The 26927-nt window shown below is 60.2% G+C and carries 25 protein-coding genes; 16 read left to right on the top strand and 9 right to left on the bottom strand.

The genetic code is table 11. The features are described from left to right. Window position 1 precedes the first annotated feature (1 nt). Together SOP97_RS05230 and SOP97_RS05225 are read left to right on the top strand one after the other, a co-directional pair. Window positions 2–3148: an efflux RND transporter permease subunit gene (locus SOP97_RS05230; protein WP_322948471.1), complete on the top strand. Its 3147-nt coding sequence runs from the start codon at window positions 2–4 to the stop codon at window positions 3146–3148. 78 nt (window positions 3149–3226) lie between these two features. Next, the gene (locus SOP97_RS05225) at window positions 3227–3556 is read left to right on the top strand and encodes a DHCW motif cupin fold protein (RefSeq protein ID WP_322948470.1); all 330 of its coding nucleotides are present in this window, start codon (window positions 3227–3229) and stop codon (window positions 3554–3556) included. A 30-nt stretch (window positions 3557–3586) separates the two neighbouring features. On the opposite strand, the gene SOP97_RS05220 is transcribed toward SOP97_RS05225, so the two are convergent. Then, window positions 3587–4273, bottom strand: coding sequence for a class I SAM-dependent methyltransferase (locus tag SOP97_RS05220; RefSeq protein ID WP_274086828.1), 687 nt, complete (start codon window positions 4271–4273; stop codon window positions 3587–3589). A gap of 290 nt (window positions 4274–4563) precedes the next feature. On the opposite strand from SOP97_RS05220, the gene SOP97_RS05215 reads away from it, so the two are divergent. Continuing rightward, entirely contained in the window at window positions 4564–7647 is a 3084-nt protein-coding gene (locus SOP97_RS05215) for a transglycosylase domain-containing protein (RefSeq protein WP_411912026.1), read from the top strand. A 254-nt stretch (window positions 7648–7901) separates the two neighbouring features. Here the strand turns inward: SOP97_RS05215 and cheR are convergent, their stop codons facing one another. Further along, entirely contained in the window at window positions 7902–8729 is an 828-nt protein-coding gene (gene cheR / locus SOP97_RS05210) for a protein-glutamate O-methyltransferase CheR (RefSeq protein WP_274086829.1), read from the bottom strand. 44 nt (window positions 8730–8773) lie between these two features. Then, a complete protein-coding gene (locus tag SOP97_RS05205; RefSeq protein WP_274086830.1) occupies window positions 8774–9706 on the bottom strand; it encodes a chemotaxis protein CheV in 933 nt (310 codons plus the stop codon). Window positions 9707–9778: 72 nt separating this feature from the next. On the opposite strand from SOP97_RS05205, the gene flgA reads away from it, so the two are divergent. The 4 genes from flgA (at window position 9779) to SOP97_RS05185 (ending at window position 12416) form a co-directional block, all read left to right on the top strand. Continuing rightward, window positions 9779–10537 carry a flagellar basal body P-ring formation chaperone FlgA gene (flgA, locus tag SOP97_RS05200; RefSeq protein ID WP_322948469.1) on the top strand — a complete coding sequence of 253 codons (759 nt, stop codon included), beginning with the start codon at window positions 9779–9781 and terminating at the stop codon, window positions 10535–10537. Window positions 10538–10692: 155 nt separating this feature from the next. Beyond that, complete coding sequence (gene flgM / locus SOP97_RS05195; RefSeq protein WP_322948468.1) at window positions 10693–11034, top strand: flagellar biosynthesis anti-sigma factor FlgM; 342 nt, start codon at window positions 10693–10695, stop codon at window positions 11032–11034. Window positions 11035–11119: 85 nt separating this feature from the next. Further along, complete coding sequence (locus SOP97_RS05190; protein WP_322948467.1) at window positions 11120–11587, top strand: flagella synthesis protein FlgN; 468 nt, start codon at window positions 11120–11122, stop codon at window positions 11585–11587. A 79-nt stretch (window positions 11588–11666) separates the two neighbouring features. Next, window positions 11667–12416 carry a flagellar brake protein gene (locus SOP97_RS05185; RefSeq protein ID WP_322948466.1) on the top strand — a complete coding sequence of 250 codons (750 nt, stop codon included), beginning with the start codon at window positions 11667–11669 and terminating at the stop codon, window positions 12414–12416. A gap of 4 nt (window positions 12417–12420) precedes the next feature. Here SOP97_RS05185 and SOP97_RS05180 read toward each other — a convergent pair whose 3' ends face one another. From SOP97_RS05180 to SOP97_RS05165, 4 genes are read right to left on the bottom strand one after another with little or no spacing between them, the layout of a single operon-like run. Then, entirely contained in the window at window positions 12421–13032 is a 612-nt protein-coding gene (locus SOP97_RS05180; protein ID WP_322948465.1) for a TIGR04282 family arsenosugar biosynthesis glycosyltransferase, read from the bottom strand. Next, complete coding sequence (locus SOP97_RS05175) at window positions 13029–13721, bottom strand: TIGR04283 family arsenosugar biosynthesis glycosyltransferase (protein ID WP_322948464.1); 693 nt, start codon at window positions 13719–13721, stop codon at window positions 13029–13031. The genes SOP97_RS05180 and SOP97_RS05175 overlap by 4 nt, the downstream gene beginning before the upstream one ends. Then, on the bottom strand, window positions 13718–15028 hold the full coding sequence (locus tag SOP97_RS05170) for an MFS transporter (protein ID WP_322948463.1): 1311 nt from the start codon (window positions 15026–15028) through the stop codon (window positions 13718–13720). The genes SOP97_RS05175 and SOP97_RS05170 overlap by 4 nt, the downstream gene beginning before the upstream one ends. A 54-nt stretch (window positions 15029–15082) precedes the next feature. Beyond that, on the bottom strand, window positions 15083–16324 hold the full coding sequence (locus tag SOP97_RS05165) for a glutamine synthetase family protein (RefSeq protein WP_322948616.1): 1242 nt from the start codon (window positions 16322–16324) through the stop codon (window positions 15083–15085). 450 nt (window positions 16325–16774) lie between these two features. On the opposite strand from SOP97_RS05165, the gene SOP97_RS05160 reads away from it, so the two are divergent. Beyond that, window positions 16775–17305: a phage infection protein gene (locus SOP97_RS05160; RefSeq protein WP_322948462.1), complete on the top strand. Its 531-nt coding sequence runs from the start codon at window positions 16775–16777 to the stop codon at window positions 17303–17305. Window positions 17306–17351: 46 nt separating this feature from the next. On the opposite strand, the gene SOP97_RS05155 is transcribed toward SOP97_RS05160, so the two are convergent. Beyond that, window positions 17352–18014 carry a YceH family protein gene (locus SOP97_RS05155; protein WP_322948461.1) on the bottom strand — a complete coding sequence of 221 codons (663 nt, stop codon included), beginning with the start codon at window positions 18012–18014 and terminating at the stop codon, window positions 17352–17354. A 272-nt stretch (window positions 18015–18286) separates the two neighbouring features. Here SOP97_RS05155 and sstT point away from each other — a divergent pair, with 272 nt between their 5' ends. From sstT to SOP97_RS05140, 3 genes are all read left to right on the top strand, one after another. After that, complete coding sequence (gene sstT / locus SOP97_RS05150; RefSeq protein WP_322948460.1) at window positions 18287–19507, top strand: serine/threonine transporter SstT; 1221 nt, start codon at window positions 18287–18289, stop codon at window positions 19505–19507. A gap of 148 nt (window positions 19508–19655) precedes the next feature. Continuing rightward, on the top strand, window positions 19656–19937 hold the full coding sequence (locus SOP97_RS05145) for a peptidylprolyl isomerase (protein ID WP_274086841.1): 282 nt from the start codon (window positions 19656–19658) through the stop codon (window positions 19935–19937). A 153-nt stretch (window positions 19938–20090) separates the two neighbouring features. Further along, window positions 20091–20336 carry a hypothetical protein gene (locus SOP97_RS05140; RefSeq protein WP_274086842.1) on the top strand — a complete coding sequence of 82 codons (246 nt, stop codon included), beginning with the start codon at window positions 20091–20093 and terminating at the stop codon, window positions 20334–20336. A gap of 5 nt (window positions 20337–20341) precedes the next feature. On the opposite strand, the gene SOP97_RS05135 is transcribed toward SOP97_RS05140, so the two are convergent. Beyond that, complete coding sequence (locus SOP97_RS05135) at window positions 20342–21226, bottom strand: EamA family transporter (protein WP_274086843.1); 885 nt, start codon at window positions 21224–21226, stop codon at window positions 20342–20344. A 251-nt stretch (window positions 21227–21477) separates the two neighbouring features. Here SOP97_RS05135 and SOP97_RS05130 point away from each other — a divergent pair, with 251 nt between their 5' ends. The 5 genes from SOP97_RS05130 (at window position 21478) to SOP97_RS05110 (ending at window position 26901) form a co-directional block, all read left to right on the top strand. Beyond that, window positions 21478–22788, top strand: a complete 1311-nt coding sequence (locus SOP97_RS05130; protein ID WP_274086844.1) for an MFS transporter — start codon at window positions 21478–21480, stop codon at window positions 22786–22788. A gap of 237 nt (window positions 22789–23025) precedes the next feature. Then, window positions 23026–23727, top strand: a complete 702-nt coding sequence (locus SOP97_RS05125) for a YebC/PmpR family DNA-binding transcriptional regulator (protein WP_274086845.1) — start codon at window positions 23026–23028, stop codon at window positions 23725–23727. A 190-nt stretch (window positions 23728–23917) separates the two neighbouring features. Further along, window positions 23918–24538 carry a hypothetical protein gene (locus tag SOP97_RS05120; protein ID WP_274086846.1) on the top strand — a complete coding sequence of 207 codons (621 nt, stop codon included), beginning with the start codon at window positions 23918–23920 and terminating at the stop codon, window positions 24536–24538. Window positions 24539–24704: 166 nt separating this feature from the next. Next, window positions 24705–25031: a DUF2025 family protein gene (locus tag SOP97_RS05115; protein WP_322948459.1), complete on the top strand. Its 327-nt coding sequence runs from the start codon at window positions 24705–24707 to the stop codon at window positions 25029–25031. Window positions 25032–25161: 130 nt separating this feature from the next. Continuing rightward, window positions 25162–26901 carry an N-acyl-D-amino-acid deacylase family protein gene (locus tag SOP97_RS05110; protein WP_322948458.1) on the top strand — a complete coding sequence of 580 codons (1740 nt, stop codon included), beginning with the start codon at window positions 25162–25164 and terminating at the stop codon, window positions 26899–26901. Window positions 26902–26927 lie beyond the last annotated feature (26 nt).

The raw sequence follows: 26927 nt of genomic DNA, 5'->3' as shown, positions 1-26927 counted from the left end.
TATGCACAGCCTGATTGCCGCAGCGCTGGATCGCAGCCGCACCAGCCTGTTGTTGCTGTTGTTCCTGATGCTCGGCGGTCTGGCCGCCTACGTGGCGATCCCCAAAGAAGCCAACCCGGATGTCAGCATTCCGATCATCTATGTCTCGGTCACCCTCGAAGGCATCAGCCCGGAAGACGCCGAACGCCTGCTGGTGCGCCCACTGGAGCAGGAACTGCGCAGCCTTGAAGGGATCAAGGAAATGCGCTCCATGGCCAATGAAGGGCAAGCCTCGGTGACCCTGGAGTTCGATGCGGGCTTCGATGCCAAGCTGGCCCTCGCCGACGTCCGCGAGAAGGTCGATACCGCCCGCAGCAAACTGCCAGAAGAGGCCGAAGAACCCACAGTCAATGAAGTCAACGTGGCGCTGTTCCCCGTGCTGTCGATTGGCCTGTCCGGGCCGATTGCCGAAACCGAGTTGGTGTACATCGCCCGTCGTCTGAAAGAGAACGTCGAAGGCATTGCCGAAGTGCTCTCGGTGGAAATTGGCGGCGACCGCGAAGACCTGCTGGAAATCGTCGTCGACCCGCAAGTGCTCGACAGCTACGGCATCGACTACAACGAACTGTTCAACCTGATCAGCCGCAATAACCGTCTGGTCGCGGCTGGCAGCCTGGACACCGGTGCGGGTCGCATGAGTTTGAAGGTGCCTGGGGTGATTGAAGACCTCGAAGACGTGTTGTCTATGCCGATCAAGGTGGTGGGTAACAGCGTGGTGACCTTCGGCGATGTCGCCACCATTCACCGCACCTTCAAAGACCCCACCGGCTATGCGCGGATCAACGGGCAACCCGCGGTGGTGCTGGAGGTGTCCAAACGCAGCGGCGCCAACATCATCGCCACCATCGAGCAGGTCAAGGCGCTGATGGTTAAGGCCCAACCGCTGCTGCCGCAAGACCTCAAAGTCAGCTACATCATGGACCAGTCGCAACAAGTGAAATCCTTGCTTGGCGACCTGCTCAACAACGTCATGACCGCCATCGTACTGGTGCTTATTCTGGTGATGGCGAGCATGGGCATGCGCTCAGCGTTGCTGGTTGGGCTGACCATTCCGGGGGCCTTTCTCACGGGCATCCTGCTGATCTGGGCGCTCGGCTTCACCCTGAATATCGTTGTGCTGTTCAGCCTGATTCTGGTCGCCGGCATGCTGGTAGACGGCGCTATTGTGGTGTCTGAGCTGGCTGACCGTTACCTGCACCAGGGACAAACCCCGCGCCAGGCCTGGGCCAATGCCGCCACGCGGATGGCTTGGCCGGTGATTGCCTCGACCGCTACCACCCTGGTGGTGTTTCTGCCGCTGCTGTTCTGGCCAGGCGTGGTCGGCCAATTTATGAAATACCTGCCCGCGACGGTGATCGTCTGCCTGCTCGCCTCCTTGGCCATGGCCCTGGTGTTCCTGCCGGTGCTCGGCGCGGTCACTGGCGGTCAGCCGCTGCCAAAACCCGGCGCGCCGAGCCGCAGCGCCAAGGGCTATCGCCGACTATTGGGCACCTTGCTAAAACGCCCCGGCCTAACCCTGCTGGGCATGCTGGCACTGATTGCCTTGATCTACACCGCCTACGGCCGCTTTAACCATGGCGTGGATTTCTTCCCCGAAACCGAACCCGAAAGTGCGCAGATCTGGCTGCGTGCCCGGGGCGATTTGTCGGTGCAGGAGAAGGACACGCTGCTACAAAAAGTGGAACAGCGCCTGCTCGGCATGGGCGAAGTCAAAGCCCTGTATGCCCGCTCGCTAGCCCAGCCGGACGGCAAGTTGGGCGCCGATGTTATCGGCACGCTGCAGTTCCAGTTCGTCGAGTGGCATGAGCGGCGCTCGGCCGGCCAGATTCTTGAGGACATGCGCACACGCACCGCCGATATCCCGGGGATCATTCTGGAGTTCCGTAAACAGGAAGAAGGCCCGAGCAGCGGTAAACCGCTCAAGCTGCAGATCAGCTCGCATGATTTTCAGCAGGCCGATCTGTATGTCGACCGGCTGCGCGACACCATGCAAAAAATTGGCGGCTTCAAGGATATTGAAGATGACCGTGCACTGCCGGGCATCGAATGGCGGATCAAGGTCGACCGCGAAGCAGCCGCACGCTTCGGCGCCGACGTGCTGAGCGTGGGCAATGCCGTGCAGATGGTCACCAACGGCCTTAAGCTGGCGACCTATCGCCCAGAAGATGCCACCGATGAAGTGGATATTCGTGTGCGCCTGCCTGCCAATTGGCGCTCCCTCGACCAGTTGGGCCGCTTAACGCTGAACACACCCGCCGGGCAGATTCCGCTGAGCAACTTCGTATCGTTGGAGCAAGCGCCGAAAGTCGGCACCCTGCGCCGGGTCGATGGCAACCGCACCATTACCTTGCAAGCGGATTTGGCCGCAGGCGCGCAACTGGCCGAACGCCAAAGCGCGCTGGAACAAGCCATGGGCGCACCACCGGCCGACGTGCAGTTGAAGGTCGCCGGTGAAGGCGCAGACCAGAAACAGGCCGCTACCTTCCTCGGCACCGCCTTTGCGGTGGCGATCTTCCTGATGTTTATCATCCTGGTGACCCAGTTCAACAGCATCTATCAGGCGCTGTTGGTGCTCTCGGCCATCGTCCTGTCGACCGCTGGCGTATTGATGGGTTTGCTGGTCAATGGTCAGTCGTTCGGCATCGTTATGGTCGGCATGGGCCTGATCGCCCTGGCCGGCATCGTGGTGAACAACAACATCATTCTGATCGACACCTATAACCAGCTGCGCCGTCAGGGCCTGGAACCGCGCGCTGCGGCGCTGGAAACTGGCAGCCTGCGCCTACGCCCGGTGTTGCTCACCGCGGTGACCACGGTACTGGGGCTGATCCCCATGGTGCTCGGGGTTAACGTCGACCTACTCACCCCAAGCCTGGGCATTGGTGCACCATCGACCCAGTGGTGGACCCAACTGTCCAGCGCGATTGCCGGCGGCCTGAGCTTCGCCACCGTGCTGACCCTGCTGCTGACCCCTTGCCTGTTGGTGCTCGGTTCACGCTTCGAACGGCGGCCACCGCCACTGGAAACATTCGACGACGACTTGCTCGATCTACCCGAGCATCTGCTGGCCAGTCATACAGGCAAGGCTGAACTGCAACGCACGCCGTAGCATTAGGATTAGGCGCCCAGGCTCGATCACGACCTGGGCCGATACTGACGGCAAAGCCCTTTCAGAAAAGGATGCACCGTGAACATCAGCGATATTCCCTTCGGCATCACCGACTGGAGCCAGGTTGAGCGCAGCGAGCATGCCGGCGAACGCGGCATGGCCTACTGGCGCACGCAGGTGTTTGGCACGTTGCGCGTGCGCATGGTCGAGTACAGCGCGGGCTACCTGGCCGATCACTGGTGCCATAAAGGGCACATTCTGCTGTGCCTGGAAGGCGAGTTGCACACCGAGTTGGAAGATGGTCGACACTTTGTGATGACCGCCGGCATGAGCTATCAAGTCGCCGACCAGGCCGAAGCCCATCGTTCCTCCACCGCGACGGGCGCGCGCCTGTTTATTGTCGACTGACGCCGCGCCTGCTGACCTGCCGGGTGTAACTCAGTTGCGCGCAGAGCTCAGCAGCAGCAACAGCGACACCGGCTGTTCACTCTCCGGATGCAAGGGTTCCTGCAACCACTGCAGACGCCAGCCCGTCTCGCTGAATAGCGCCAGCCAGGACTCCAAAGTGCGAAAGAACCAGGGCATCGGCTGGGCAAAGCCCTCACCAAAGCCGGCAAAGGTTTCCACCCGCCAACCGTCGCGGTAGCCGGCATCGTTGCAGGCGCGCCAGGGGTGTAGGGTTTGGATCAATAAACGTCCATCAGCCGCCAACAAGCCATGTAGGGCATTCAAGGTGGGTGCCAGGGGCTCTTCCAGCAGGGCGAAATTACACACCAGTAGGTCGAACTGCCCCAGTACTGCGGCCTGCTGCTCCAGCTCGGCATAACCGCAAACCCGGTACTGCGATGCACCAGCCGCTGCCTGTTGCGCCACCGCGATCAAAGGCGCAGACGCATCCACCCCAACGGCCTCGATACCATGCTCAACCAGCCCACGGCACAACCAGCCCTCGCCGCAGCCCAGATCGAGCACACGCGTAGGTGCCAGGGCCAAAATCGCCTGAACAATCGCCGCGTCGGTGACCAGTCGGCGGCTCTCGATGCGTTGTTCACGCACGGCCGCCGTCCAGGCATCGGCATTGGCCTGCCAGCTGAGATTAAGTTGCTCCCGATGGTCGCGCTGCATCACTCACTCGCCGCCTATTACGTCACCCGCACGATTCTAGCAATCTGCAAGAACTGCGCAGCGCCAGTGGCGATCCTGCGCGTATTGCTGCACCGGTGTATTGCTGCGGGTCAGTGAACCACAGCGCCATGCCTAAAAGTCAGTGCAAATGCCGATGCCTACCCTAATGCCCATTGCAGCAACGACTAAACTGCAGACAGTAGCCAGCTGAATAACCTCAGCACTCAAGCTCGCTGAAGTTATTCAGTACGCCTTCAACTCCCTGAATGACTGCATCAGGCCAAATGAATATGGGCGCACCCTGGAAACTCGACATCACCACCCTGCCGGCTGGCGAGCCACCCAGCCCTCGCAAGCGCAGCCGTAAGCTGAAACTGACCGTCTGGTTGCTGCTTATGCTGCTGTGTATCGCCGCAGGTCTGCTGCTCGAAGAGGAAGTGCGCACCTCGCGCTTTCAGGCCCAGGAAATCAGTCGCTACGCGCAAACCCTCACTTACCGGGTGCAACCTGGACCCAGCCCGGCGATCATTTACCCCAAAGAGGGCCCGTTCGATAAACGCCAGGGCTACACCTATTTGCCCTTGATGCTTGAGCGTCTGGGCCAACGCGACTTTATCGTGCAGCAGCAGGCGCAGTTCTCCCCCGCCCTGCTCGACTACGCCCAGCGGGGTCTGTTCGTGCCCTATCCGGAAAAAATCCAGAGCGGCCTGCAGATCAATGACTGCAGCGGCACGCCGTTCTATGCATTCCGTTATCCGCAGCAGCGCTACCCAAGTTTCAGCGCCATCCCGGCACTGGTGGCTAACAGCCTGCTGTTTATCGAAAACCGCAAACTACTCGACCCCAAGCAGCCATTGGCCAATCCGGCGGTGGACTGGCCGCGGTTTGTCATGGCCGCCGCCTCTCAAGTCGGCAAGCTACTGGATATGCAGGATCAATCGGCGGGCGGCAGCACCCTGGCGACCCAGCTGGAGAAGTACCGCCATTCCCCAGACGGCCTGACTGCGTCGGCCACGGAAAAACTCCGGCAAATGCTTTCTGCCAGCGTGCGCGCCTACCAGAGCGGCCCGCAGACGCTGGCCGCACGGGAAAATATTGTGCGCGACTACCTCAACAGTGTGCCGCTCGCCGCCGCTCCAGGCCACGGCGAGGTGCACGGGTTGGCCGATGGCCTGCGCATCTGGTTCGGCGCGGACTTTGCGCGGGTAAACCTGTTGCTTGATCCAGCACGCTCAGCGGATGCCAGCCTGGCCGAGCGCGGCCTGGCCTTGCGTCAGGTACTGGCCTTGATGATTGCCCAGCGCCGCCCATCTTATTACCTGGCGCAGGGCCGCAAGGATCTGGGCGAACTGACCGACAGCCATATCCGGTTGCTCGCCGGTGGCGGCCTGATCGACGCCGCGCTGCGCGATGCAGCCCTGCGCCAACCCCTGACTTATCGCGACTGGGCCCTGGAACCCAACCTGCAGCCGGTGGACGGCAACAAGGGCATCAGCGTCGCACGTTCACGCCTGTCGGCCATGCTCAACACGCCGCTGTATGACCTGGACCGCCTCGACCTGAGTGTCACCAGCACCCTCAATAACCCGCTGCAACAAGCTGCCAGCCACTACCTGCAGCAACTGGCTGACCCGCTGTTTGCCGGGGAAATCGGCCTGTTCGGCGAGCGCCTACTCTCGCCAGAAAAAACCGCCGATGTGCGCTACAGCTTTACCCTACTCGAACGCACCTACAACGGCAGTGTGGTGCGCGTGCAGACCGACAGCACCGATCAGCCATTCGACATCAACGAAGGCAGCAAGCTGGAGCTCGGTTCTACCGCCAAACTCAGGGTGCTGGCCACTTACCTGGAAATCATCGCCGAACTGCACCAGCGTCACGCGGGGCAGAGCGCCAGCGAACTACGCGCAGTCAACGCCCAGGACAACCTGACCCGCTGGGCCATCGCTTACCTGCTAAGTACCCCCAACGCCAGCCTGCCCGCCATGCTCGATGCCGCGCTGGAACGTAAATACTCCGCCAGCCCCCACGAACGTTTTTTCACTGGCGGCGGTGTCCACACCTTCACAAATTTCCGCCGTGAAGATAACGCACGCATCGCCAGCATGCGCCAAGCCCTGCGTGAGTCGCTCAACCTGCCATTTATCCGTTTGATGCGCGACGTGGTGCGTTACACCACTTACCAGGGCCCGCACAACAGCGCCGAATTGCTCAAAGACGACAAGGACCCGCGTCGCCAGGCCTATCTACAAGACTTCGCCGACCGCGAGGGTCGCACCTTTCTGCTGCGGTTCTGGCGTAAGTATCAGGGGCAACCTGAACAACTGCGCCTGGAAACCTTCCTCAATGGTCTGCGTCACACCTCGGCGCGGCTCGCGGCCGTGCACCGCTATCTGATGCCGCACGCAGACGAAGCCACTTTCGCCGCCTTCCTGAGCCACAACCTACCCAAGGAAAAACTCACTAATACGCGCATCAGCGAACTGTACAAGCGTTACGGACCAGGCGCTTACAGCCTGCCAGACCAGGGCTATATCGCCCGCGTTCACCCCCTTGAGCTGTGGCTACTGGGCTACCTGATCGAACAACCGCAAGCCACCTTTAACGAGGCCGTGGCGGCAAGCCGCGATGAGCGTCAAGAAGTCTACGGCTGGCTGTTCCGCAGCCGCCACAAAAGTGCCCGCGACAGCCGCATTCGCATCATGCTTGAGGTGGAGGCATTTCTGGATATTCATCGGCGCTGGCAAAACCTAGGCTACCCCTTTGCCCATCTGGTGCCATCACTGGCCACCGCCATCGGCAGCTCCGGTGACCGCCCTGCAGCGCTGGCCGAACTGGTCGGGATTATCCAGAACGACGGCATCCGCCAGCCTACCGCGCGCATCGACAGCCTGCATTTCGCGGCCGATACGCCTTATGACACCTTGCTGGTGCGCAACCACAACGCAGGCAAGCGGGTCATGGCCTCGGAAGTCGCAGCGGCATTACGCAGCGCACTCGCCGACGTGGTCGAAGCCGGTACCGCACGTCGTCTGCTCGGCAGCTTTACTCAAGCGGACGGCCAATCACTCAAGGTCGGCGGCAAAACGGGAACCGGTGATAACCGTATCGAAACCGTCGGCGCCGGCGGGCGTGTGCTCAGCTCACGGGCGATCAATCGCACGGCCACTTTTGTCTTCTATCTGGGCCCACGTCACTACGGCACCCTCACCGCATTCGTCCCCGGGCGCGCGGCGGAAAACTTCCGCTTTACCTCCGCGTTGCCGGTGCAGGTTCTCAAAGGTATGGCGCCGATATTAATGCCTTACCTTGAATCGGGCGCCTACAGCCAATGCCTAGCGCCCATACCTGCAACCAAGGCCAGCACCTTGTAATAACGATCTGCTGCGCGTCGGCCCACCTGCGTTAAAAACAGACTCAGCAAGCCGCTTGCGGCTAACGCGCTTTAGCGCGACCCGAAGGGCGAGCGAAGCGAGTAATGCTCATGTACAAAAATTCACTCCGCTTCCTCGCCTGCTTTCGCCTTGCAGGTCTCTAGCTCGCTAGAGCTTGAGCGAAACCTGAGAGTACATATCTGAATAAAAACGGGAGGCCAATGGCCTCCCGTTTTGCTGAATCCTGCTGACGATTATTTCGCCTGGTAAATGATCCCAGGGCTGCATTGCACCATCTGATAGTGGCTCGGTAGACCATTGAGCGCTTCAGAGGCGCCGAGGAACAAATAACCACCGGGCTTCAACATCGCATGAATGCGGGTAAGGATGTCTTTCTTCACCTCAGCCGAAAAGTAGATCAATACGTTACGGCAGAACACCACATCGAATTTCCCCAGGCTGGCGTAGCTGTCCAACAGGTTAAGCGCACGAAACTCAATGCGACTGCGAATGGCCGGTTTGACCACCCAGCGCCCCGGCCCTTTAGGGTCGAAATAACGCTGCAGACGCTCCTGGGAGAGACCGCGCCCCATCGCCAGGCTGTCGTATTCGCCAGACTTACAGTTAATCAACATTGTCGGCGAAAGGTCGGTGGCAACAATCTGCACGCCCCCCTTGAGTTGACCGATATTGGTCTTCTCAAACTCGTCGATGGTCATCGACAGCGAGTATGGTTCCTGACCGGAAGAGCAGGCTGCCGACCAGATACGCAGACGCTGACCTGGGCTGGCCTTGATCATCTCCGGCAGCACGCGCTTCTTCAGCACCTCGAAGGGGTATGTATCGCGAAACCAGAGGGTTTCGTTGGTGGTCATGGCATCAACCACTTGTTCACGCAAACCGCTGCGCGGCTGGCTCTGCATGCGCTGCACCAGCTCACCCAGGGTCTTGATGTTGTTCTGTTCCATCAACTTGTTAAGCCGACTGGAAACCAGATACTGCTTATTAGTACCCAGCAGAATGCCGCAGGCTTTTTCCAAGAACGTCCGGAACTGCTCGAAATCCAAATTACCTGTAGACACTCAAGAGGCCTCGACGAACATATATTTAACTGAGGGCCTGGCCCTCAGTCCCCTGCCGCAATATTGATGCGGTCAGCTACCCGTGCTGCCAAGTCATCCGGGCGAAACTTTGCGAGGAAATCATCCGCGCCCACCTTCTTCACCATAGCTTGGTTAAACACACCCGATAACGAAGTATGCAGGATGATGTGCAGCTTTTGCATACGCGGATCAGCGCGGATCTCCGCCGTCAGCGTGTAGCCATCCATTTCCGGCATCTCGATGTCGGAAATCAGCATCAAAAACTCCTCTGCAGGATTTTTGCCTTCTTCCACCATCGCCTTCAGATATTCCAACGCCTGACGACCGTCATTCAGCGCTACAACCTCAACGCCCACGGTTTCCAGACAACGGGTTACCTGCTTGCGCGCCACCGATGAGTCGTCGCAGGTCAGCACGCGCTTGGTCACCGCACGCGCCTGTGTCTGAGCGTCCAAAACACCTTCGGAGATGACTTCTGATGTTGGCGCTACCTCGGCGAGAATTTTCTCGACGTCGATAATTTCAACCATCTTGTCGTCCAGATGGGTAACGGCCGTCAGGTAGTGATCGCGCCCGGTGCCCTTGGGTGGCGGATGAATCGACTCCCAGTTCATGTTGACGATGCGCTCAACCGAATGAACCAAAAAGCCCTGAACCTTGGTGTTGTATTCCGTGATGATGACAAAGCTGTTGTCGATATTGGCCAGCGGCGCACTGCCGGTCGCCATGGACAAATCAAGAATTGGAATAGTGCCGCCCCGGATGCTGGCTACACCACGAACAACGGGGCTCGATCTCGGCATGATGGTGAGTTTGGGGCACTGCAGCACCTCCTTCACCTTGAACACGTTTATCCCATATAACTGGTTGCCGTTTAGACGGAACAGCAACAACTCCAAGCGATTCTGCCCAACCAACTGAGTTCGCTGGTTAACCGAATCCATCACACCGGCCATACCCAAACTCCTCTTTGAGTAACAATTTGCTGTCAGCGTAGCAGGCGGCACGCGCCTTGCTACCCAACCCATATGAACATTCAAACGACAACTAACCGACGCCCATTGCCAAAGCACCGTCACTGGCTGGCAGTTGTACCCGCTTTGCTGGTACTCGGCTATAGCGCATTGGCCGCGGCCAGCGCCACGCTACCTGAACAACTTATCGGCGCTGGCGAAGCGTTTCTTGAGCAAGCGGTGAGTGATTATTTAAAACGTGGCAACATTGCCGGCCGCCATGAGATTCAAATTAACCGGCTCGACCCCCGCTTGCGCCTCCCGCTGTGCGCACAGCCGTTGACCACCACACTGGAAAGCCCTGCCGAACCGATTGGCCGGGTGACGCTGCGCGTGCGCTGCGACAGTGATGCGCCATGGATGGTATTTGTCCCCGGGCAAGTACGCCTATACCGCGAAGTGGTGATTGTTAATCGCCCGCTGAAACGCGACAGTTTGCTGACTGATACCGATATTGTGCTGGGCGAGCGGGATGTCGGCCTGCTGAATCAGGGTTATCTCACCGCACTTGAGCAGGCTATCGGCAAGAAATTGACGCGCCCAGTGCTGCCGGACCAAGTGCTGGCACCGATTCATGTACAAATTGCCGAGGCCATACGCAAAGGCGACCAGGTGATTATCAGCGCTCGCAGCGCGGGCATCAGCGTGCGTATGCCCGGTGAAGCCTTGTCGGACGGCACAGTCGGTCGGCAGATTCGGGTGCGTAACCAACGCTCTAATCGTGTGATCAGGGCCCGTGTAGTGGGGCCTGGACAGGTTGAGGTGGCCATGTAGGCATGGCTGTTTGTTTTAGCTTTGTGTGCACAGTGAGCTGACGATTATCCGCACTGTGTTTAGACTGTTAGCTGACGCACACTTTTGCCCTAAAGTTTTCCCAGGCAATGCCGACAACAAGGCAAGCGTCCACATACTGTTCGAGGTTTTGCATCATGGTCATTGATATCAACCGGCTCAACAATGCCGCAACGCCAGCCAATTCAGGGCGGGCGGGCAGTGCACAAGCAGGCGGCCAGAACCAAGCCATCGGCACTAAACAACCTGGCAACGCAGCCAGCGCCGAACAAGCGAAACCCACTGACAAGAGCGGTGAGTCCGTCCAGCTGAGCCGCGAGGCCCAGCAGCTGCAGCAAGTCAGCGAAAAGCTGCGCGATCAACCTAGCGTCGATAACGAACGCGTCGCCAAATTGAAACAGGCGATTGAAGACGGCAGCTACCAGATCGATAACCAGCGCGTCGCCAGTAAACTGCTTAATTTCGAATCCCAGCGTTAGTCTCCGGGCTATGCTGGGGTAATTGGTCGCCCAATAGGCACTTCATGCTACGCACTGAAGCGTCTATTACCCCGAAGAGCCCGCAATGCAAGACACCAACCTGCTTGAACTGTTCACCACTGATATCGGCACCGCCGAGCAGTTGCTTGAATTAATCGACACTGAATTCCAAGCCCTCAGTGATCGGGACCTCCCCCGTCTGCAGAGCATACTGACCGACAAGCTGCCGTTGCTGACGCTGCTCGACCAGCACGGCAAAGAACGTAGCCAACTGCTCATCAGCCTCAACCTCAGCCCTGACCGTAAAGGTTTACAGGCACTTGCCGCGCAATCCAGTCATGGCGAACTGCTGCTGGAGCGCGGCGATCAGCTTAGCGCCCTACTCGAACGCTGCCAGACCGCCAACCTGCGTAATGGTCGACTGATTCGCTCCAGCCAGGCCTCGGCCAACAGCATGCTGGGTATTCTGCGCGGCAACGAAACACCCAGCCTCTATGACAGCCGTGGCGGTGCCGCTAGAACCGGCCAGCAACGCCCACTCAGCCAGGCCTAAACCATAAAAGGCATAAGAGACTTACTGTCATATAGCCAGTACTCTAGCGCCACAGCATTTGCCCGGAGAGTTACGGACCGTGTCCAGCCCCTTTAGCCAGGAAGATGGCCCGCAGCCACCCAAGGTGCTCAAGGCACTGGTGGAAATAGTTGCCAACCTGCGCCAACTGCAACAAGCCAATGACCCACTGATCATCACCTTCCATGAACGCAATCAACGCTTTCAGAGCTATGTGATCGAGGTTGATCGCGACAAAAACCTGCTGATTCTTGATGAGTTGATGCCGAGCGATGGTGAGCGCTACTTAGTTAATGGCGAAGCCTTCTCTGTGGAAGCGTTCCACGAAGGTGTGCGCGTGGCCTGGCAATGCGAGCAGAGCGTGCGCATTACTGAGCATCAAGGGGCACGCTGCTATTTCAGCCCGATGCCGCCTGAAATGACCTACCACCAACGCCGTGGCGCCTTTCGTGCACCGCTCAAGCAGAGCGAAGCGATCAAGGTCGAGTTAGCCGGTGACAAACTGCGCACCACGCTAGCTGGCGAACTACTGGATATATCAGCAACCGGCTGCAAGCTGCGCTTTCCCGGCAGCCTTGGCAGCAACCTGCAAGCCGGCCAGGTGTATGAACGCTTTACGGCAAGATTTCCGTTCGGCGCCATGACCACCCCCCTAGAAGTGCGGCATGTGCTGTATGACGAGAAGCTGGACACCACCTTTATTGGCGCACGCTTTCATCGCATCGGCGGCCAGGAGCAGCGGTTAGTCGAGCGCTTCGTCTACCAGTTACAACGCGAAGCACGCCGCTTCGAAAGCGACGGGCTGTTCTAACGGCCTAGAGGGAGATGTTCAGCGCCGCCAGGCGCGACAGATCCTCGGGCCGGTCCACGTCCCACAACGCAGGCAGCAGCGCCGGATGCCAGTCCAGCTGCTGCAAGCGTTGCAGCGTCATATTGAAGACCCGCTCGGTCCCCCACGGCATGTCACAGAACAAGGTGGCGTGCATGCTGCGTAACCCCAGCAGCACATAACCGCCATCTTCGGCCGGACCAATCACCACAGACTGCTGCTGCAACGCACTGCAGGCTTGCTGCAGATAATCGCCGTCGAGCGCGGGACAGTCATTGCCGATCAGGATCACCGCATCACTCTCCGCCAACCCCAAGGTGGCAATGCGCCGCATGCGCTCACCCAAATCACCAGCAGGCTGCTCGACCAAGGTCCAACCAAGGCGTTGCGCCAGCGTTTGCAGCGCTGCGCTGGGCAAATCATCCAACCACAAAAAGCGCTCGCTAAAGCCATGAGCAGGTAACTGCAAGGCGCGCTCCAGCAACAGCTGTTGCAAGTCACAGGCACCCTGAGCTCCCAACGCAGGAATCATGCGGGTCTTCACGCGTCCCGCGACTGGTGCGCGCGCCAGCATGTGCAATGAGATCGACAGGTTCATAGGATTGATCCTCGGCGGTACTGTCGAGCCAGTTTTTCTGGGCTAACACCGCAGTAATAGGCCAGACGCAGGCACCACATCAACAATACGGTACGCCAGATTCCGTGCTGCTCCCAGCGCCGGCTGGACGTCGATAAGGGCGGACGCAAACAACGTGGCCTGGCCTGCTCCTTCAAGCGGCGGCACAGCTGCAAATCCTCCATCAGCGGGATCTGCGCATAACCTCCCAACGCCTCGAAGCGTGCCCGCTCAACAAAAATCCCCTGATCGCCCGAGGCGACACCGGTGAGACGTGAACGCAAACTGATCATCCAGCCGATCACCCACAACGCCAGGCCGGACCCGGACAGTCGCACATCAAAACGCCCCCACAGCGGCCGCTCGTGAAGTACTTCCTGCAACCGTTTGACTGACGCGGCACTGACCCGTGTATCGGCATGCACAAACCACAGGTAGTCACCCTGAGCGGCAAGCGCGCCGGCATTCATCTGCAACGCACGGCCGGGGGCTGTGCTGAGCAACCGGTCAACCCGCCCGCGCGCCAACTCACAGGTGCTATCACTGCTGCCCGCGTCGACCACAATTATTTCGGCGCCGGCAGCGCGCAGCGCTGCCAGATCGTCGAGCAAAGCCGGCAGCGCCTGGGCCTCATTGCGCACAGGGATTACCACACTAAGCAACGTGGTCATGCGCGCTCAGCCGGCTCAGCTTGAGGCTCGGCGTCCTGCGCCGCGCTGTGGTCGTGCATCTGCTCTTGCACCACGTGTTCATCTACGCGCGGATCGAGCGCCGCCGTCAACGGCGAACTGGTGGTGCTGTCCGGCATCGGGATGTGATGCAGCGGCGCATCGTCAACCTGGTGCAAGTTAGTGACCTTCGCAGGCCTTACGCACAGCACCAGAATCAAAGCACATACGCTGACGAAGGCATACAGCATGTTGGCCCCAAGAAAGCGCATCAGCACGCCTGCCAGCAACGGGCCGATACTGGCCCCGATACCAAAAGTCACCAACAGCATGGCCGTAAGGGACACCCGCCGTTCGGCCTCAACGTGGTCATTCGCCAGCGCCACGGCCAGCGGGTAGAGGCTGAACTGCAGCGCCGACACGACAAAACCGCCCACAAATAAAGGCACCAGACCCACCTGTGGCATAAGCGCCAACGGCAACGCCGCCACAACCAGCAACGCGGCGCATGCACGAATCAGATAAACCCGGTCACGGCGGTCGGACAGCCAGCCCAATGGCCACTGCACCACCAGGCCGGCGATGATGCAGCTGCCCATAAACAGACCAATCTGCTCAGTGGATAAGCCCATGCGCGTGCCATACAGCGGCGCCAGGCCGTAGAAAGCGCCAATCAACAACCCCGCAACCACGATGGCGGTCAGCGACAAGGGCACGCGGTCGATAAAAAAGCGCATTTCCAGCGGCGCTGGATGCAAAGGCGCGGGGTGTAATTTGCGGGTCAGGGCCACCGGCACCAAGCACAGGGCGAAGCACAACGCCACCAACATCAGCAGCTCGAGGCCGAGTGTCGGGTGCACGACCAACACCAGCTGACCGAGGATCAAACCAAGGTAGGAAGCCCCCATATAGCCGGCAAACACTTGGCCGCGCTGACTGTTTTCGGCCTGCTCGTTGAGCCAGCTCTCGATCACCATGTACTGGCACATCATGCCCAGACCGACCAGCACCCGCAGCAGCAACCAGCTGGGAAGCCAGTCACTTAGGCCGTGCCCAAGTACCGCGGCGGTCACCACGCCCGCACAAGCGACATAGGCACGAATATGACCAACCCGCGCGATCAATCGGTGCCCCAGTTTGCCACCCAGCACCAAGCCCAGGTAGTTAGCCGCCATCAGCGCCCCGACCCATAAACCATCTGCCGTTTGCGCCAGACGCAACGCCAAGTAGGTACTCAACAAACCCGAGCCCAACAGCATCAATAAGGTGGCGAAATACAGCGAACTGAATGATTTCAGGATCAAAGTCATGAGGCGGTAGGTAACTCCATATAGCGCCGCCGAGCGATGTTCGGCGGCCAGTTGCTAGGCGTGAGCGGCCAAGACACGGCGCTCCCACGGGGTGATTTCATCAAAGAAACTGGTGAGCTCCAAGGTCTTGCTGGCGATGTAGCCATCGATGAACTCTTTACCGAATAACGCCAGCGCCAACTCACTGCGTTTGAGACGCTCAATTGCAGCATGCATGGTACAGGGTAGCGTTAAATTATCTGGCACCTCGAACTCGCCTTGAATCTGCGCACTGGGTTGCAGCTGTTGTTCGATACCGTAAAGCCCGGCCGCCAGGCTGGCGGCAAGCGCCAGATAGGGGTTGGCATCGGCACCCGGCAAGCGGTTTTCCACTCTCCGGGCGATGGGCGCACTGGCCGGAATACGAAGCCCAGCAGCGCGATTATCCTCTGACCAACAGGCATTGTTCGGCGAGGCATAAGGGTGGCAAAGGCGCTGATAGGAATTTACATGCGGTGCAAACAACAGGGTGAAGTCAGCCATGGCCGCTTGCTGGCCACCAATGAACTGATAGAACGCCGGCGTCGCCTGGCCGTCAGCTGCACTGAAAATATTCTGCCCACTGCCCTGCTCCACCACGCTCTGGTGAATGTGCATGGAGCTGCCCGGTGTATGCGCCAGTGGCTTGGCCATGCACACCACATTCAGTCCATGCTTGAGCGCGACTTCCTTGAGCAAGTGTTTAAACAGGAAGGTCTGATCAGCCAGCAGCAGCGGATCGCCGTGCAGCAGGTTGATCTCGAACTGACTGACACCCATCTCATGCATAACGGTATCGCGCGGCAAGCCCAGGGCCGACATGCACTGATAAACCTCATGGAAAAACGGCCGCAGACCGTTATTGGAGCTGACGCTAAATGCCGAACCACCGTCCTCGCGCCGACCATCCAGCCCGAGCGGCGGTTGAAACGGCTGCAGCGGATCGGCATTGCGGGCAAACACAAAAAACTCCAACTCGGTGGCCACCACCGGCTGCCAACCATGGCTGGCATAGCGTGCAATCACCTGCTTGAGCAGCCCACGGGTCGACAAGCCTGAGCTGCGCCCGTCCAACTCATCAGCATCGCAGATGGCCAACGCCCGAGGCGTTTCACTCCAGGGCAGCCGATGAATCTGCGTGGGCTCGGCATTCAAGGCCAGATCGCCATCATCACTGCCGTAGAAACGCGCAGCCGGATACCCGCCCATGATGCACTGCAGCAACACCCCGCGCGCCAACTGCAGGCGCCGCCCCTGTAAAAAACCCTCCACCGTCATCACCTTGCCGCGCGGCACACCATTCAGATCAGGTGTCACACACTCAACCTCATCAACACCACGCAACAGTTCAGCCAGGGCGGCGCGCTCGGGGGTACTCATTTGCTGTTGTCCTTATTAATGCAAGAAGCCATCGCCAGACGGCAGGGCGTACAAAATACGCACCAGTCGTTCGATATTTCAAGCAAAGCCACATTGACTGCCTGGCGCCGGGGTTTATGGCGCACAAAACAATCGATGAAATCGATATTAACCACCGCACAACCCCAAAACTCAAAGCGCTAACCAAACCTTTAAAAAACAAGATAAGTATTTGATTTAAATAGACTTATATCAACTATCAATCATGTCGATGATTACCATGAACGGCCTGCACTTCTTCATCAAATTTTCATCCGTATCATTAGCTCCCTACTCACTTACCACTCCGCTCTCACGAGGAGCTTGAACATGAAAAAGCACATTCTCACTGCCGTAATCCTGGCCAGCCTGTCCATCCATGCCGTTGCTTTGCCGCAGAACAACCCGCAACCACTGCTGGGTGAAATGCAGGACAGCAACGTGAAAAGCCGGATGGGCTTTGGCGCCAACCTACAGACCGAGGGTGGCGCCGAGCGCACCCGTGAGCATCAGCAGGATCGCCTGCGTGTTGCCGAAGGTGGCGCTGACCGCGTACCTGAGCGTCAGACGGATCGCCTGCGCCTGGCAGAAGGCGGTGCTGAGCGCACCCGTGACCGTCAGCAGGATCGCCTGCGTGTTGCCGAAGGTGGTGCTGACCGCGTACATGAGCGTCAGATGGATCGCCTGCGCCTGGCAGAGGGCGGCGCTGAGCGCACCCGTGACCGTCAGCAGGATCGCCTGCGTGTTGCCGAAGGTGGTGCTGACCGAGTACATGAGCGCCAGATGGACCGCCTGCGCCTGGCAGAAGGCGGTGCTGAGCGCCTGAGCGAGCGTCAGCAGCAGTTAAAGCGTACAAGCTAAGCCAAACCCGGCTATACCCCTACGCCTAAAGCACTCACGAGGTGCTTTAGGCGTTTAAGGCAGCTTCTAACTGTGCCAAGCGCTGCTCCAGCTCAGCGACTCGCGCTTCCAGCGCTTCGACTCGCCCTTCCTGCGACGAGCTACTCGACGCCCGACCTGGCTCATTGATCTTGGCCGCAAGCGCTGCCTGCAAATCAGCAGGGTCGCCCAGCACATGCATATAACGCTCTTCACGCTGCCCGGGTTGACGCGGTAGCAGGCATGCCAGCTCACGACTGATCAGGCGTTCAAGGTGATGCTGCACCTGCTCGACATCCTCAAAATCATGCATACGGCTGGTGCGCGTCAGCAACTCATTCAGGGTCTGCGGGCCGCGCAATAGGAGCAGGCCGAGCAACACCACTTGAGCGGCTACCAGTTCCAGCGCCTTGTCGACGCGGTGCTCCCAGCGATCCGCCCGGCTGCCCATCACCAGGCGCGCCATTCCTCGCCCTTCCAGGCTGCGCAACGCTTGTCCGACCTGCCCGGCAGTTAGATTCAGCACCGGCTCACGGCTGGTTTTCTGGTTGCAGGCCAGCACCAGGGCATTCAGTGTCAGGGGATAGGCTTCCGGAGTGGTTAACTGCTTTTCAATTAAACAACCCAAGACCCGCGCCTCGGCAAGGGTCAAGCTGGGCATCGCCGCTTCACCCACAGATTCATCAGACATAGAAACCTCAGCACCTTGAAGGAGCCCTAGCCTAGCCCGCCTGACTGCTGGTTGATAGAGAGCTGCCACCGGGCGGCTGCCAATGCATCGCTGCAGGTAAACCACGGCGGCTGTGCTAAAGTCGCGCGCTATTTTTCAGCGGGGTCCTGTTTTATCCCCGCGAAAAACCTCGTAACGCGCACTGCGCGCCATGCATCCAGCCGCCCGGGATTACCAGCTCTGTCGGCAATAGAAGAGATCGCAGGCCCGCCCGCCCAGTAGAGATGCCCGTAATGTCCCCTGCTCAACACCCACTTTTACTCCTGCTCAACCGCACTAGTCTGGTGCTGCAAATTGCCATCGGTTTGCTGGCGGGTATCGCCCTTGCGCTGTTCCTGCCTGATGCGGCGGCCAGTGTCAGCCTGCTTGGCACCGTCTTCGTATCGGCGCTGAAAGCCGTGGCCCCCGTACTGGTGTTCGTGCTGGTAGCGGCGTCGATTGCCAACCATCAACACGGCCAACAAACCCACATCAAGCCCATTCTGATGCTGTACCTGATCGGCACTTTCAGCGCTGCGCTGATTGCGGTGGCCGCCAGCTATGCCTTTCCTTCAAGCCTGACCCTGGTCAGTAACAGCGCCGAGTTGTCGCCACCCGGCGGCATCAGCGAAGTGCTGAAGACCCTGCTGCTGAACGTGGTGGACAACCCGATCAACGCGCTGCTGAAGGGTAACTTTATTGGCATCCTGGCCTGGGCCATCGCCCTGGGCTTTGCCTTCCGGCATGCCAGCCCAACCAGCAAGCAGATGCTCGCCGACCTCTCCAATGGGGTGACCAGCATTGTTAAATTGGTGATTCGCCTTGCGCCACTCGGGGTCTTCGGCCTGGTGGCGGCCACCCTGGCTGAGTCCGGTATGTCGGCCCTGCTCGACTACCTGCACCTGCTGCTGGTACTGGTGGGCTGCATGCTGTTTGTGGCCTTGGTCAGCAACCCGGCGATTGTCTACTTCAAGACCCGTCGCAACCCTTACCCTCTGGTACTGACCTGCCTGCGTGAAAGCGGCCTGACGGCATTCTTTACCCGCAGCTCGGCCGCCAACATCCCGGTAAACCTGCAGCTGTGTGAGCGCCTGGGCCTGCATAAAGAAACTTACTCAGTCTCGATCCCGCTGGGCGCGACCATCAACATGGCAGGTGCAGCTATCACCATTACCGTGCTGACCCTGGCCGCCGTTAACACCCTGGGCATCGTCGTTGACCTGCCGACGGCATTGCTGCTGAGCTTGCTCGCCTCCATCAGCGCCTGTGGCGCGTCGGGTGTTGCCGGCGGCTCGCTGCTACTGATCCCCCTGGCGTGCAGCCTGTTCGGCATTCCCAACGATGTGGCCATGCAGGTGGTGGCCGTCGGCTTTATCATCGGCATCGTGCAGGACGCGGCGGAAACGGCACTGAACTCCTCCACTGACGTCCTGTTTACTGCGGCAGGTTGCATGGCCGACCAGCCACGCAGCTAAACACGCGTCACAACGCCGTACAGGAAAAGGCTTACCCCCCGAGGGTAAGCCTTTTTTATTGGCCAGCCGATAAACGACGCCGCGACAACGTTTGAATAGCGCAATGTTTGCGGTAGGCTTTGCCGCTTATTTATTAGGAGTAACACCCATGGCCCGCGCCACTGCCCGTCACATCCTGGTTGCCAGCGAAGACAAGTGCAACGAACTGAAAGCCGCAATCGAAGGCGGTGCTGACTTCGCCCAAGTTGCCAAAGACAACTCCAGCTGCCCATCTAGCCGCAGCGGCGGCGACCTTGGCTCGTTTGGCCCAGGCCAGATGGTTAAAGAATTCGACACCGTAGTGTTCAGCGCCCCGGTCAACGTGGTGCAAGGCCCGGTGAAAACCCAGTTCGGTTATCACCTGCTGGAAGTGACCAGCCGCCAGGACTGATACTGCCGACTCGCTGGGCTGCCTAGGCCCAGCGAGCTGCCTGTTTTCGCGCAGCGCCAGCCAGGCGCCATAGCGCTGATCAACAGTCGCAAGCCGTGGGGCATAGCCAGGTATACTCGCCGGCCTTTTCCTCTCGCACCCGCGGACATTGCCATGACCCACTCCCCAGCCGCTGAACCCACTCTCGCCGTTCAGACTGCCGACAGCACCTTGCCGCCCAGCGATGCAGCTGTAGCACCGGAAAAACCCCGTGGCTTCGCCTCCCTGTTTAGCGCCGCCAAGGCTGCATCCGGTAAAGCCGATGACCAACCCTGGCACCAAAAGGGTAATAAATCCGCCCATGAAAAGAAGATCGGCGCAGCCCCCAGCGGCACCCGTCGCTCCATGGGCAAACGTTAAGCGCCCTACCCCAGTCGCGCGCGTAAGCGCACCTGCAGCCAGCCGCCAAACACATTCAGCAGCAAGCCGAGCATGACCAGCAGCGCGCCCACGAGTTGCAGGGTGCTCAGGTGCTCATCGAGCAACACGGCCGCCGAGGTAATCCCCACCACCGGCACCAGCAGGGAAAACGGCGCCACCTGGCTGGCCGGATAGCGCGACAGCAGGAGGCTCCACAGGCCATAGCCGAGGATGGTCGCGCCGAATGCCAGGTAGGCCAGCACCAGCAGCGTATCCAGATTGATAGCGCGCAGCGCGGTTTCGATCACCGCCGGCCCTTCCAGCAGCCAAGACAGCGCAAAAAACGGCAGCGGCGGCACCAGGCTGCCCCACACCACCAACCCCACCAGATTCACCTTACCCAGCTTGCGCGTGACGATATTGCCCAGCGCCCACATCGCGGCGGCGCAGAGCGTCAGCAGAAAGCCGGCCAGCGTCATCAGCCCATTGCCCTTCAAACCAATCAGCAGCAAACCGCAGGCGGCCACCAACAAACCAAACAGATTGGCCAGGCGAAAGCGCTCACCGAGGAACATCACGGCGAACAGCAGGGTAAAGAAGGCCTGCGACTGCAGCACCAGCGAGGCCAAGCCGGCCGGCATGCCGACCGACATGGCCGAGAATAGAAACGCGAACTGCCCCAGCGAGATGGTCAATCCATAGGCCAGTAACCAGCGCAGCGGGATCTGCGGACGCTTGATAAACAGCACCGCAGGAAATGCCGCCAACAAAAATCGCAGTGCCCCCAACAGCATCGGCGGCATGTCATCCAGGCCGATCTTGATCACCACGAAATTCATGCCCCAGACGATGATGACCACCAGGGCCAGCAGTAGATCCTTGGGTAACATAACGCGGTCTCCTGACAGGCAAAGGGTCATTAAACCAGCAGCGCCTGCCCGGCCCCCATTACAGTTACAGCTGAATCCAGGCACACAGTCGTCCATAGATGAAGAAATAGCTTGTTCGTGGCACTGCACGCATAACGCGCCCCCTCGATTGGCGCATTTTTCTAGCGCCGCCTTGAGCGATTCGCCTGCCCAGGGATGGCATCATGCCGGTTTGCAGCGCCACGCTGGCGCCACTTTCGCGAGGAGTGACGATGGACAGCAACCGTCTCAGCGCAAACATCTACAGCAAGCTGGTCAATGAGGAGGATGCGCGGGTCTGCAGCGATATCGACGAGCAGGCCTGCCGCGCTGTGCCGGGCAACTTCTTGCTGATGATCCTCAGCCACTTCTTCAGCAAACTGGGTGACGCCCTGGCCAACCCGAAGGTGGTGCTGCCCTGGGTGATGGAAGCCCTGCAGGCGCCGCTTTACCTGATCGGCTTTCTGGTACCAATCCGCGAGTCTGGCTCGCTGATCCCACAGCTGTTTATCGCCAGCTACATCCGCGCGGTGGCCGTGCGCAAATGGGTCTGGGTTCTGGGCAGCCTGATGCAAGCCGCCGCTGTCGGTGCCATCGGTCTGGTGGCGTGGACGCTGGACGGCGTGGTAGCAGGCTGGGCGATCATTGGCCTGCTGGTGCTCTTCAGCCTGGCTCGCGGTTTGAGTTCGGTGGCCTCGAAAGATGTACTCGGCAAGACCATCCCGAAAACCCGACGCGGCCAGGTCAACGGCTGGTCGGCTAGCGCCGCCGGGCTGGTCACCGTCGCTTTGGCCCTAATGCTGTTGTTCAGCAGTACGGCTCAACTGCCACCGCAAGCCTACGGCCTGCTACTGGCCGGTGCAGGCCTACTGTGGCTGATCGCCGCGGCCATTTACGCGCGCATCAGCGAGCAGCCAGGAGCGGTCGAGGGCGGTGGCAATGCCGTAGTCGAGGCGCTGAAGCGCCTCGCTATTCTGCGCAGCGACCGTCCCTTCCGACGCTTCGTCATAACCCGCGCACTGATGCTGTGTTCGGCCCTGAGCGCGCCGTATTACGTGGTGCTGGCCCAACAGAAACTCGGCTCGGCCGCCAGTACACTGGGCCTGTTCATGCTCGCCAGCGGCGCCGCCAGCCTGATCTCGGCACCACTGTGGGGACGCTTTGCCGACGTGTCTAGCCGCCGGGTGATGATCCTCGCGGCCGGGCTGAGCGCAGGCCTCGGCCTACTGGTCTACCTGCTCGACAGTTTGCAACCGACCTGGCTGGCCATTGGCTGGATGCTGCCGGCACTCTACTTTGGCCTGAGCATTGCCCACCAAGGCGTGCGCATCGGCCGTAAGACTTATCTGGTCGACCTGGCGCAAGGCAACCGCCGCACCGATTACGTGGCGGTGAGCAATACCTTGATCGGCCTGATACTGCTGCTGCTCGGTTTCGCCGGAGCCCTGGGTACGGTCATGACAATCAGCCAGATCATTCTGTTGCTGTCAGTGCTTGGCGCCTTTGGCGCGGTGATGGCCACCGTTCTGCCAGAAGTGGAATAACAGCCGGAAAGGTTCGCCGCACTTACTGCAACGCACGCAGCAACTATCCCCATAGCCTGAGCACCACCCCTCGACGCCCCCATGCTGCATTGAGGGGGTGCCAGCGAACCGCAGACCGACTAAAATCCGCAGCTGACCTGAGCCAGCCTGCCGGCGGTCGGCCCAACAATTCGTCTGGCCGTCCACTTCCTGCGCAGACACACGACTCATCCGACTGTACAGACCGAGAGAGCACCCATGGGCGCACAATGGAAAGCCAAACCTAAAGAAGCCGCTGCCAACGCCAGAGGCAAGATCTTCGGCCGGCTGGTCAAAGAGATCATGATCGCCGCGCGTAACGGCGCTGATCCAGACCTGAACCCCAAGTTGCGCTTGGCTATTCACCAGGCAAAAAAAGCCTCGATGCCCAAGGAAACCCTCGACCGCGCGATCAAGAAAGGCGCCGGCCTGCTGGGCGATACCGTGACCTATCACGCGGCCACTTACGAGGGCTTCGCCCCGCATCAGGTGCCAGTGATCATCGAATGCCTGACTGACAACATCAACCGCACCGTGGCGGAAGTACGCGTGCTATTCCGCAAGGGCCAGATGGGCGCATCCGGCTCGGTGACCTGGGATTTCGACCACGTCGGCATGATCGAAGCCTCGCCAGAAGGCGACGCCGATGCCGAGTTGGCGGCGATTGAAGCCGGTGCACAAGACTTTGAGCCGGCAGATGAAGGCGGCACGCTGTTTATCACCGAGCCGACAGACCTCGACGCCGTATGCCGCGCCTTGCCGGAACACGGCTTTAGCGTCAATGCGGCCAAGCTCGGCTATATGCCGAAAAACCCGGTCAGCAGCCTGACGGCCGAACAGCTCGAAGAAGTCGAAGCGTTTCTTGAAGCGCTCGACGCCCATGATGACGTGCAGAACGTCTATGTCGGGCTTTCCGGCTAACTCAGCGGTTGCCTCAGGCTCGCCGGGCAGGACGCCCAGCGAGCCTATAAGCGGCGCCAGCGTTCGCGCCCAGTTCAGCGCACGGGCCGATTCGCCGCCCCATCGCGCCACAAAGCGAGTAGAATCGCCGGCCGCCGCGCCATCAGCGCCCGGCGTGTACACAAGGACGTTGCCCCACAGGAGTTTTACCGTGCACAAAATTCTCACTCTGGCTGCGTGCCTATTGCTCGGCGCCTGCGCCAGCAACCCGCAGACGGTCTACCAGCAAGACGTTGTGGCGGGCACCAGCCCAATGGCCAAAAGCACCCTGGAGGCCATCCATAACAGCAAAGCCATCCCGCTGCCGCTCGACCCCGGCCTGCTGGCTCCGCAGTGGCCGATTAGCGCCGACGAACCGCGCCTGGACTTTGGCAGCTCGATCTCTAACTACCGGATCTTTTCCCTGCAGCTGAAGAAGGGTGAACGCTACACCCTTAACGTGCGCTCGCTGTGCAACAAGCCCTGCCTCGGCGTGAGCAAGTTCGCCCTGAAACCGCGCGCCATGTTGCTGGATGCCTACGGCGCCGTGATTGCCGACAAACCCTCGCACGCCTCGACAGCAATCGGGCAGATCAGCCTGAGCTGGGACGGTGAAGCCACAGAAGATGGCACCTACTACCTGCTCGTGGCCGCCGATAACGACGACCTCGGTCAGACCATCGTGATCGACGATGTATGGGTGAACAACTCCCCCCTGATGGCGGTCAAGGTGGACATGCACAGCTCGCCATTCGGCACCGTCAGTGCATTCTCCAGCCCTCGCAAAGACTGAGCCAGCACCCGGCGAGCGACACACGCTCGCCGCTCCCTCCAATGAGCGCGGCTTAACCGTCAAGCCTATCCATTGACCCTGAGCAAGATGCTCCGCCCCTGGCGCTTTAGCCTATGCCGATGACTTTCTGAGGGTTCGCCCTCCAACTGCCATCGACGAGGTCTTCATGGGCATCACCTCTACTCACATCTGCGCGGCGGCCGACCAACTGCAGGGTTTTGTCGGTTTCAATGCCAAGACCGGGCGCTACATCGTACGTTTTTCTGAAGACTCCTTTGGTCTCGACGTGCTCGAACAGAGCATCACGCCCACCTGCGAATTCGTCTGGCGCACCTTTGAAGGCGAGCTGATGAACCTCGACCGCGCGCGCCTGCAACTGCTGCTGGAACAGAACATCGATGACCGTCTGGCTATCAGCGAGCCGCTGCGGGTTTACGTGCGCCGTGCTGACCTCCCGGAGATCAGCGCCGAGCGCCGGCGCCTTAGCGCTTAAACCCCGGTTAACACGTCGCGCAGCGACCATGGCCGAATAAGCCGTTGGTTGTTCACTTACACCCTAACAGTCGCAGAGCTCGGCAGACTAAGCTCGCCTGGTTGATGTTATTCGCCCAGGAGCCTGCCGAATGTTCGATGTGCTGATCAAGAATGCGCTGTTTTTCGATGGCAGCGGCACGCCGGGAGTGCTGCGCCACCTGGGCATCCGTGAGGGTAAATTGGCGTGCATCAGTGCCAGCGCTCTGGATGAAAGCGGCTGCGGCCAGGTCATCGACGCCAGCAACCGCTGGGTCACGCCCGGCTTTATCGACATGCACACCCATTACGACGCGGAACTGGTGGCGGCGCCCGCGCTCAAGGAATCCGTGCGCCATGGCGTGACCACCGTGATGATCGGCAGCTGCTCGATCAGCATGGTGCTGTCCAGCCCGGAAGACTGCTCCGACCTGTTCACCCGCGTCGAGTCGGTGCCGCGCGAACATGTGCTGCCGTTGCTCCAGGCGCGCAAGACGTGGAACAGCGCAAGCGAATTCGCCGCCTTTCTCGATCAACACCCGCTGGGGCCGAATGTCTGCTCCTTTCTCGGCCACTCCGACCTGCGCGTTGCCGTCATGGGTTTGGAACGCGCCGTCGATGCCAAGGTGCGCCCCAGTGAACGCGAACTGCAGCAGATGGAGCGCCTGCTGGAAGAGGCGCTGGACGCCGGCCTACTCGGCCTGTCGAGCATGACCAATCCCTGGGACAAGCTCGACGGCGACCGCCAGCGCTCGAAATCCCTGCCCTCGGTATATGCGCCCTGGGCCGAATACGCGCGACTGAACAAGATCCTGCGGCGGCGCGGGCGCATCCACCAGGGCGCGCCAAACCTGGTGACCAAACTCAATGTGCTGGCCTTTCTCTGGGCCAGCATCGGCGGTGGGTGGCGCAAGCCGCTGAAGACTACCCTGATCACCCTGATGGACGTCAAAGCCGACCCTTGGCTCGCGCCTGTGCTTGGCCCGCTCACCCGCTGGATCAATCGCCTGACCCGCGCCGACTTTCGCTGGCAAACCCTGCCGGTACCCTTCGAAACCTATGCCGATGGCATGGAGTTCGTGGTGTTCGAGGAGTTTCCCGCCGGCCAGGCCGCTCTGCACTTAGCCAGCCACGACCTGCGCAGCCAGCTGTTCCAAGACCCGGACTACCGCCGACGCTTTCGCCAGGATGTGGAGAAGAAATTCGGCCCACGGGTCTGGCACCGCGACTTTGACGACGCGTGGATTGTCGACTGCCCAGACGCCAGCGTGGTCGGCAAAAGCGTTGGCGAACTGGCCAAGGCCCGCAATGAACACCCCGCCGACCTGTTTCTCGACCTGCTGGTGGCCCATGGTCCGCGCCTGCGTTGGCGCACTCTGATCGCCAACCACCGCCCCGAGGTGGTGGAAAAACTGGTGTGCGAACCGAGCACGCTGATCGGCTTTGCCGACTCCGGCGCGCATATCCGCAACATGGCCTTCTACAACTTCGGGGTGCGTCTGCTCAAGCTGGTGCGCGATGCCGAGCTGCGCGGCCAGCCGGTGATGCCGATCGAAACCGCAATCTGGCGCCTGACCGGCGAGCTGGGTGAGTGGTTCGATATTGATGCAGGCAGGCTCTACGAGGGCGCACGGGCGGACCTGGTGATTATCGACCCCAGCGCACTGGATGAATCCCTGGCCAGCTACCAGGAGGCGCCCATGGAAGCCTTCGGCGGTTTGCAACGCATGGTCAACCGTGGCGCAGCAGTGGATGCAGTGCTGATTAACGGGCGCATCGCCTTTCAGCATGGCGAATGTGCCAGCGACCTCGGACAAAAACACGGTTATGGGCAATTTTTACGCAGTCGCTAACGCCTTCAACTGAAGCCTAGCGATAG

Source organism: Pseudomonas spirodelae (assembly GCF_034653255.1).
Classification (GTDB): domain Bacteria; phylum Pseudomonadota; class Gammaproteobacteria; order Pseudomonadales; family Pseudomonadaceae; genus Aquipseudomonas; species Aquipseudomonas spirodelae.
Note: the sequence above shows the minus strand (reverse complement) of the source record. Positions and strands in the feature narration are given on the sequence as shown.

Excerpts from the sequence above, each read along its gene's own strand:
- SOP97_RS05155 (WP_322948461.1), bottom strand. The coding sequence starts at position 18,014 with ATGTCTGATGAATCTGTGGGTGAAGCGGCGATGCCCAGCTTGACCCTT.
- SOP97_RS05160 (WP_322948462.1), top strand. The coding sequence starts at position 16,775 with ATGAAAAAGCACATTCTCACTGCCGTAATCCTGGCCAGCCTGTCCATC.
- SOP97_RS05220 (WP_274086828.1), bottom strand. The coding sequence starts at position 4,273 with ATGCAGCGCGACCATCGGGAGCAACTTAATCTCAGCTGGCAGGCCAAT.
- flgM (WP_322948468.1), top strand. The coding sequence starts at position 10,693 with ATGGTCATTGATATCAACCGGCTCAACAATGCCGCAACGCCAGCCAAT.
- SOP97_RS05205 (WP_274086830.1), bottom strand. The coding sequence starts at position 9,706 with ATGGCCGGTGTGATGGATTCGGTTAACCAGCGAACTCAGTTGGTTGGG.
- flgA (WP_322948469.1), top strand. The coding sequence starts at position 9,779 with ATGAACATTCAAACGACAACTAACCGACGCCCATTGCCAAAGCACCGT.
- SOP97_RS05130 (WP_274086844.1), top strand. The coding sequence starts at position 21,478 with ATGGACAGCAACCGTCTCAGCGCAAACATCTACAGCAAGCTGGTCAAT.
- SOP97_RS05230 (WP_322948471.1), top strand. The coding sequence starts at position 2 with ATGCACAGCCTGATTGCCGCAGCGCTGGATCGCAGCCGCACCAGCCTG.
- SOP97_RS05110 (WP_322948458.1), top strand. The coding sequence starts at position 25,162 with ATGTTCGATGTGCTGATCAAGAATGCGCTGTTTTTCGATGGCAGCGGC.
- SOP97_RS05165 (WP_322948616.1), bottom strand. The coding sequence starts at position 16,324 with ATGACGGTGGAGGGTTTTTTACAGGGGCGGCGCCTGCAGTTGGCGCGC.
- SOP97_RS05125 (WP_274086845.1), top strand. The coding sequence starts at position 23,026 with ATGGGCGCACAATGGAAAGCCAAACCTAAAGAAGCCGCTGCCAACGCC.
- sstT (WP_322948460.1), top strand. The coding sequence starts at position 18,287 with ATGTCCCCTGCTCAACACCCACTTTTACTCCTGCTCAACCGCACTAGT.
- SOP97_RS05180 (WP_322948465.1), bottom strand. The coding sequence starts at position 13,032 with ATGAACCTGTCGATCTCATTGCACATGCTGGCGCGCGCACCAGTCGCG.
- SOP97_RS05170 (WP_322948463.1), bottom strand. The coding sequence starts at position 15,028 with ATGACTTTGATCCTGAAATCATTCAGTTCGCTGTATTTCGCCACCTTA.
- SOP97_RS05135 (WP_274086843.1), bottom strand. The coding sequence starts at position 21,226 with ATGTTACCCAAGGATCTACTGCTGGCCCTGGTGGTCATCATCGTCTGG.
- SOP97_RS05145 (WP_274086841.1), top strand. The coding sequence starts at position 19,656 with ATGGCCCGCGCCACTGCCCGTCACATCCTGGTTGCCAGCGAAGACAAG.
- SOP97_RS05175 (WP_322948464.1), bottom strand. The coding sequence starts at position 13,721 with ATGACCACGTTGCTTAGTGTGGTAATCCCTGTGCGCAATGAGGCCCAG.
- SOP97_RS05140 (WP_274086842.1), top strand. The coding sequence starts at position 20,091 with ATGACCCACTCCCCAGCCGCTGAACCCACTCTCGCCGTTCAGACTGCC.
- SOP97_RS05115 (WP_322948459.1), top strand. The coding sequence starts at position 24,705 with ATGGGCATCACCTCTACTCACATCTGCGCGGCGGCCGACCAACTGCAG.
- SOP97_RS05190 (WP_322948467.1), top strand. The coding sequence starts at position 11,120 with ATGCAAGACACCAACCTGCTTGAACTGTTCACCACTGATATCGGCACC.
- SOP97_RS05215 (WP_411912026.1), top strand. The coding sequence starts at position 4,564 with ATGGGCGCACCCTGGAAACTCGACATCACCACCCTGCCGGCTGGCGAG.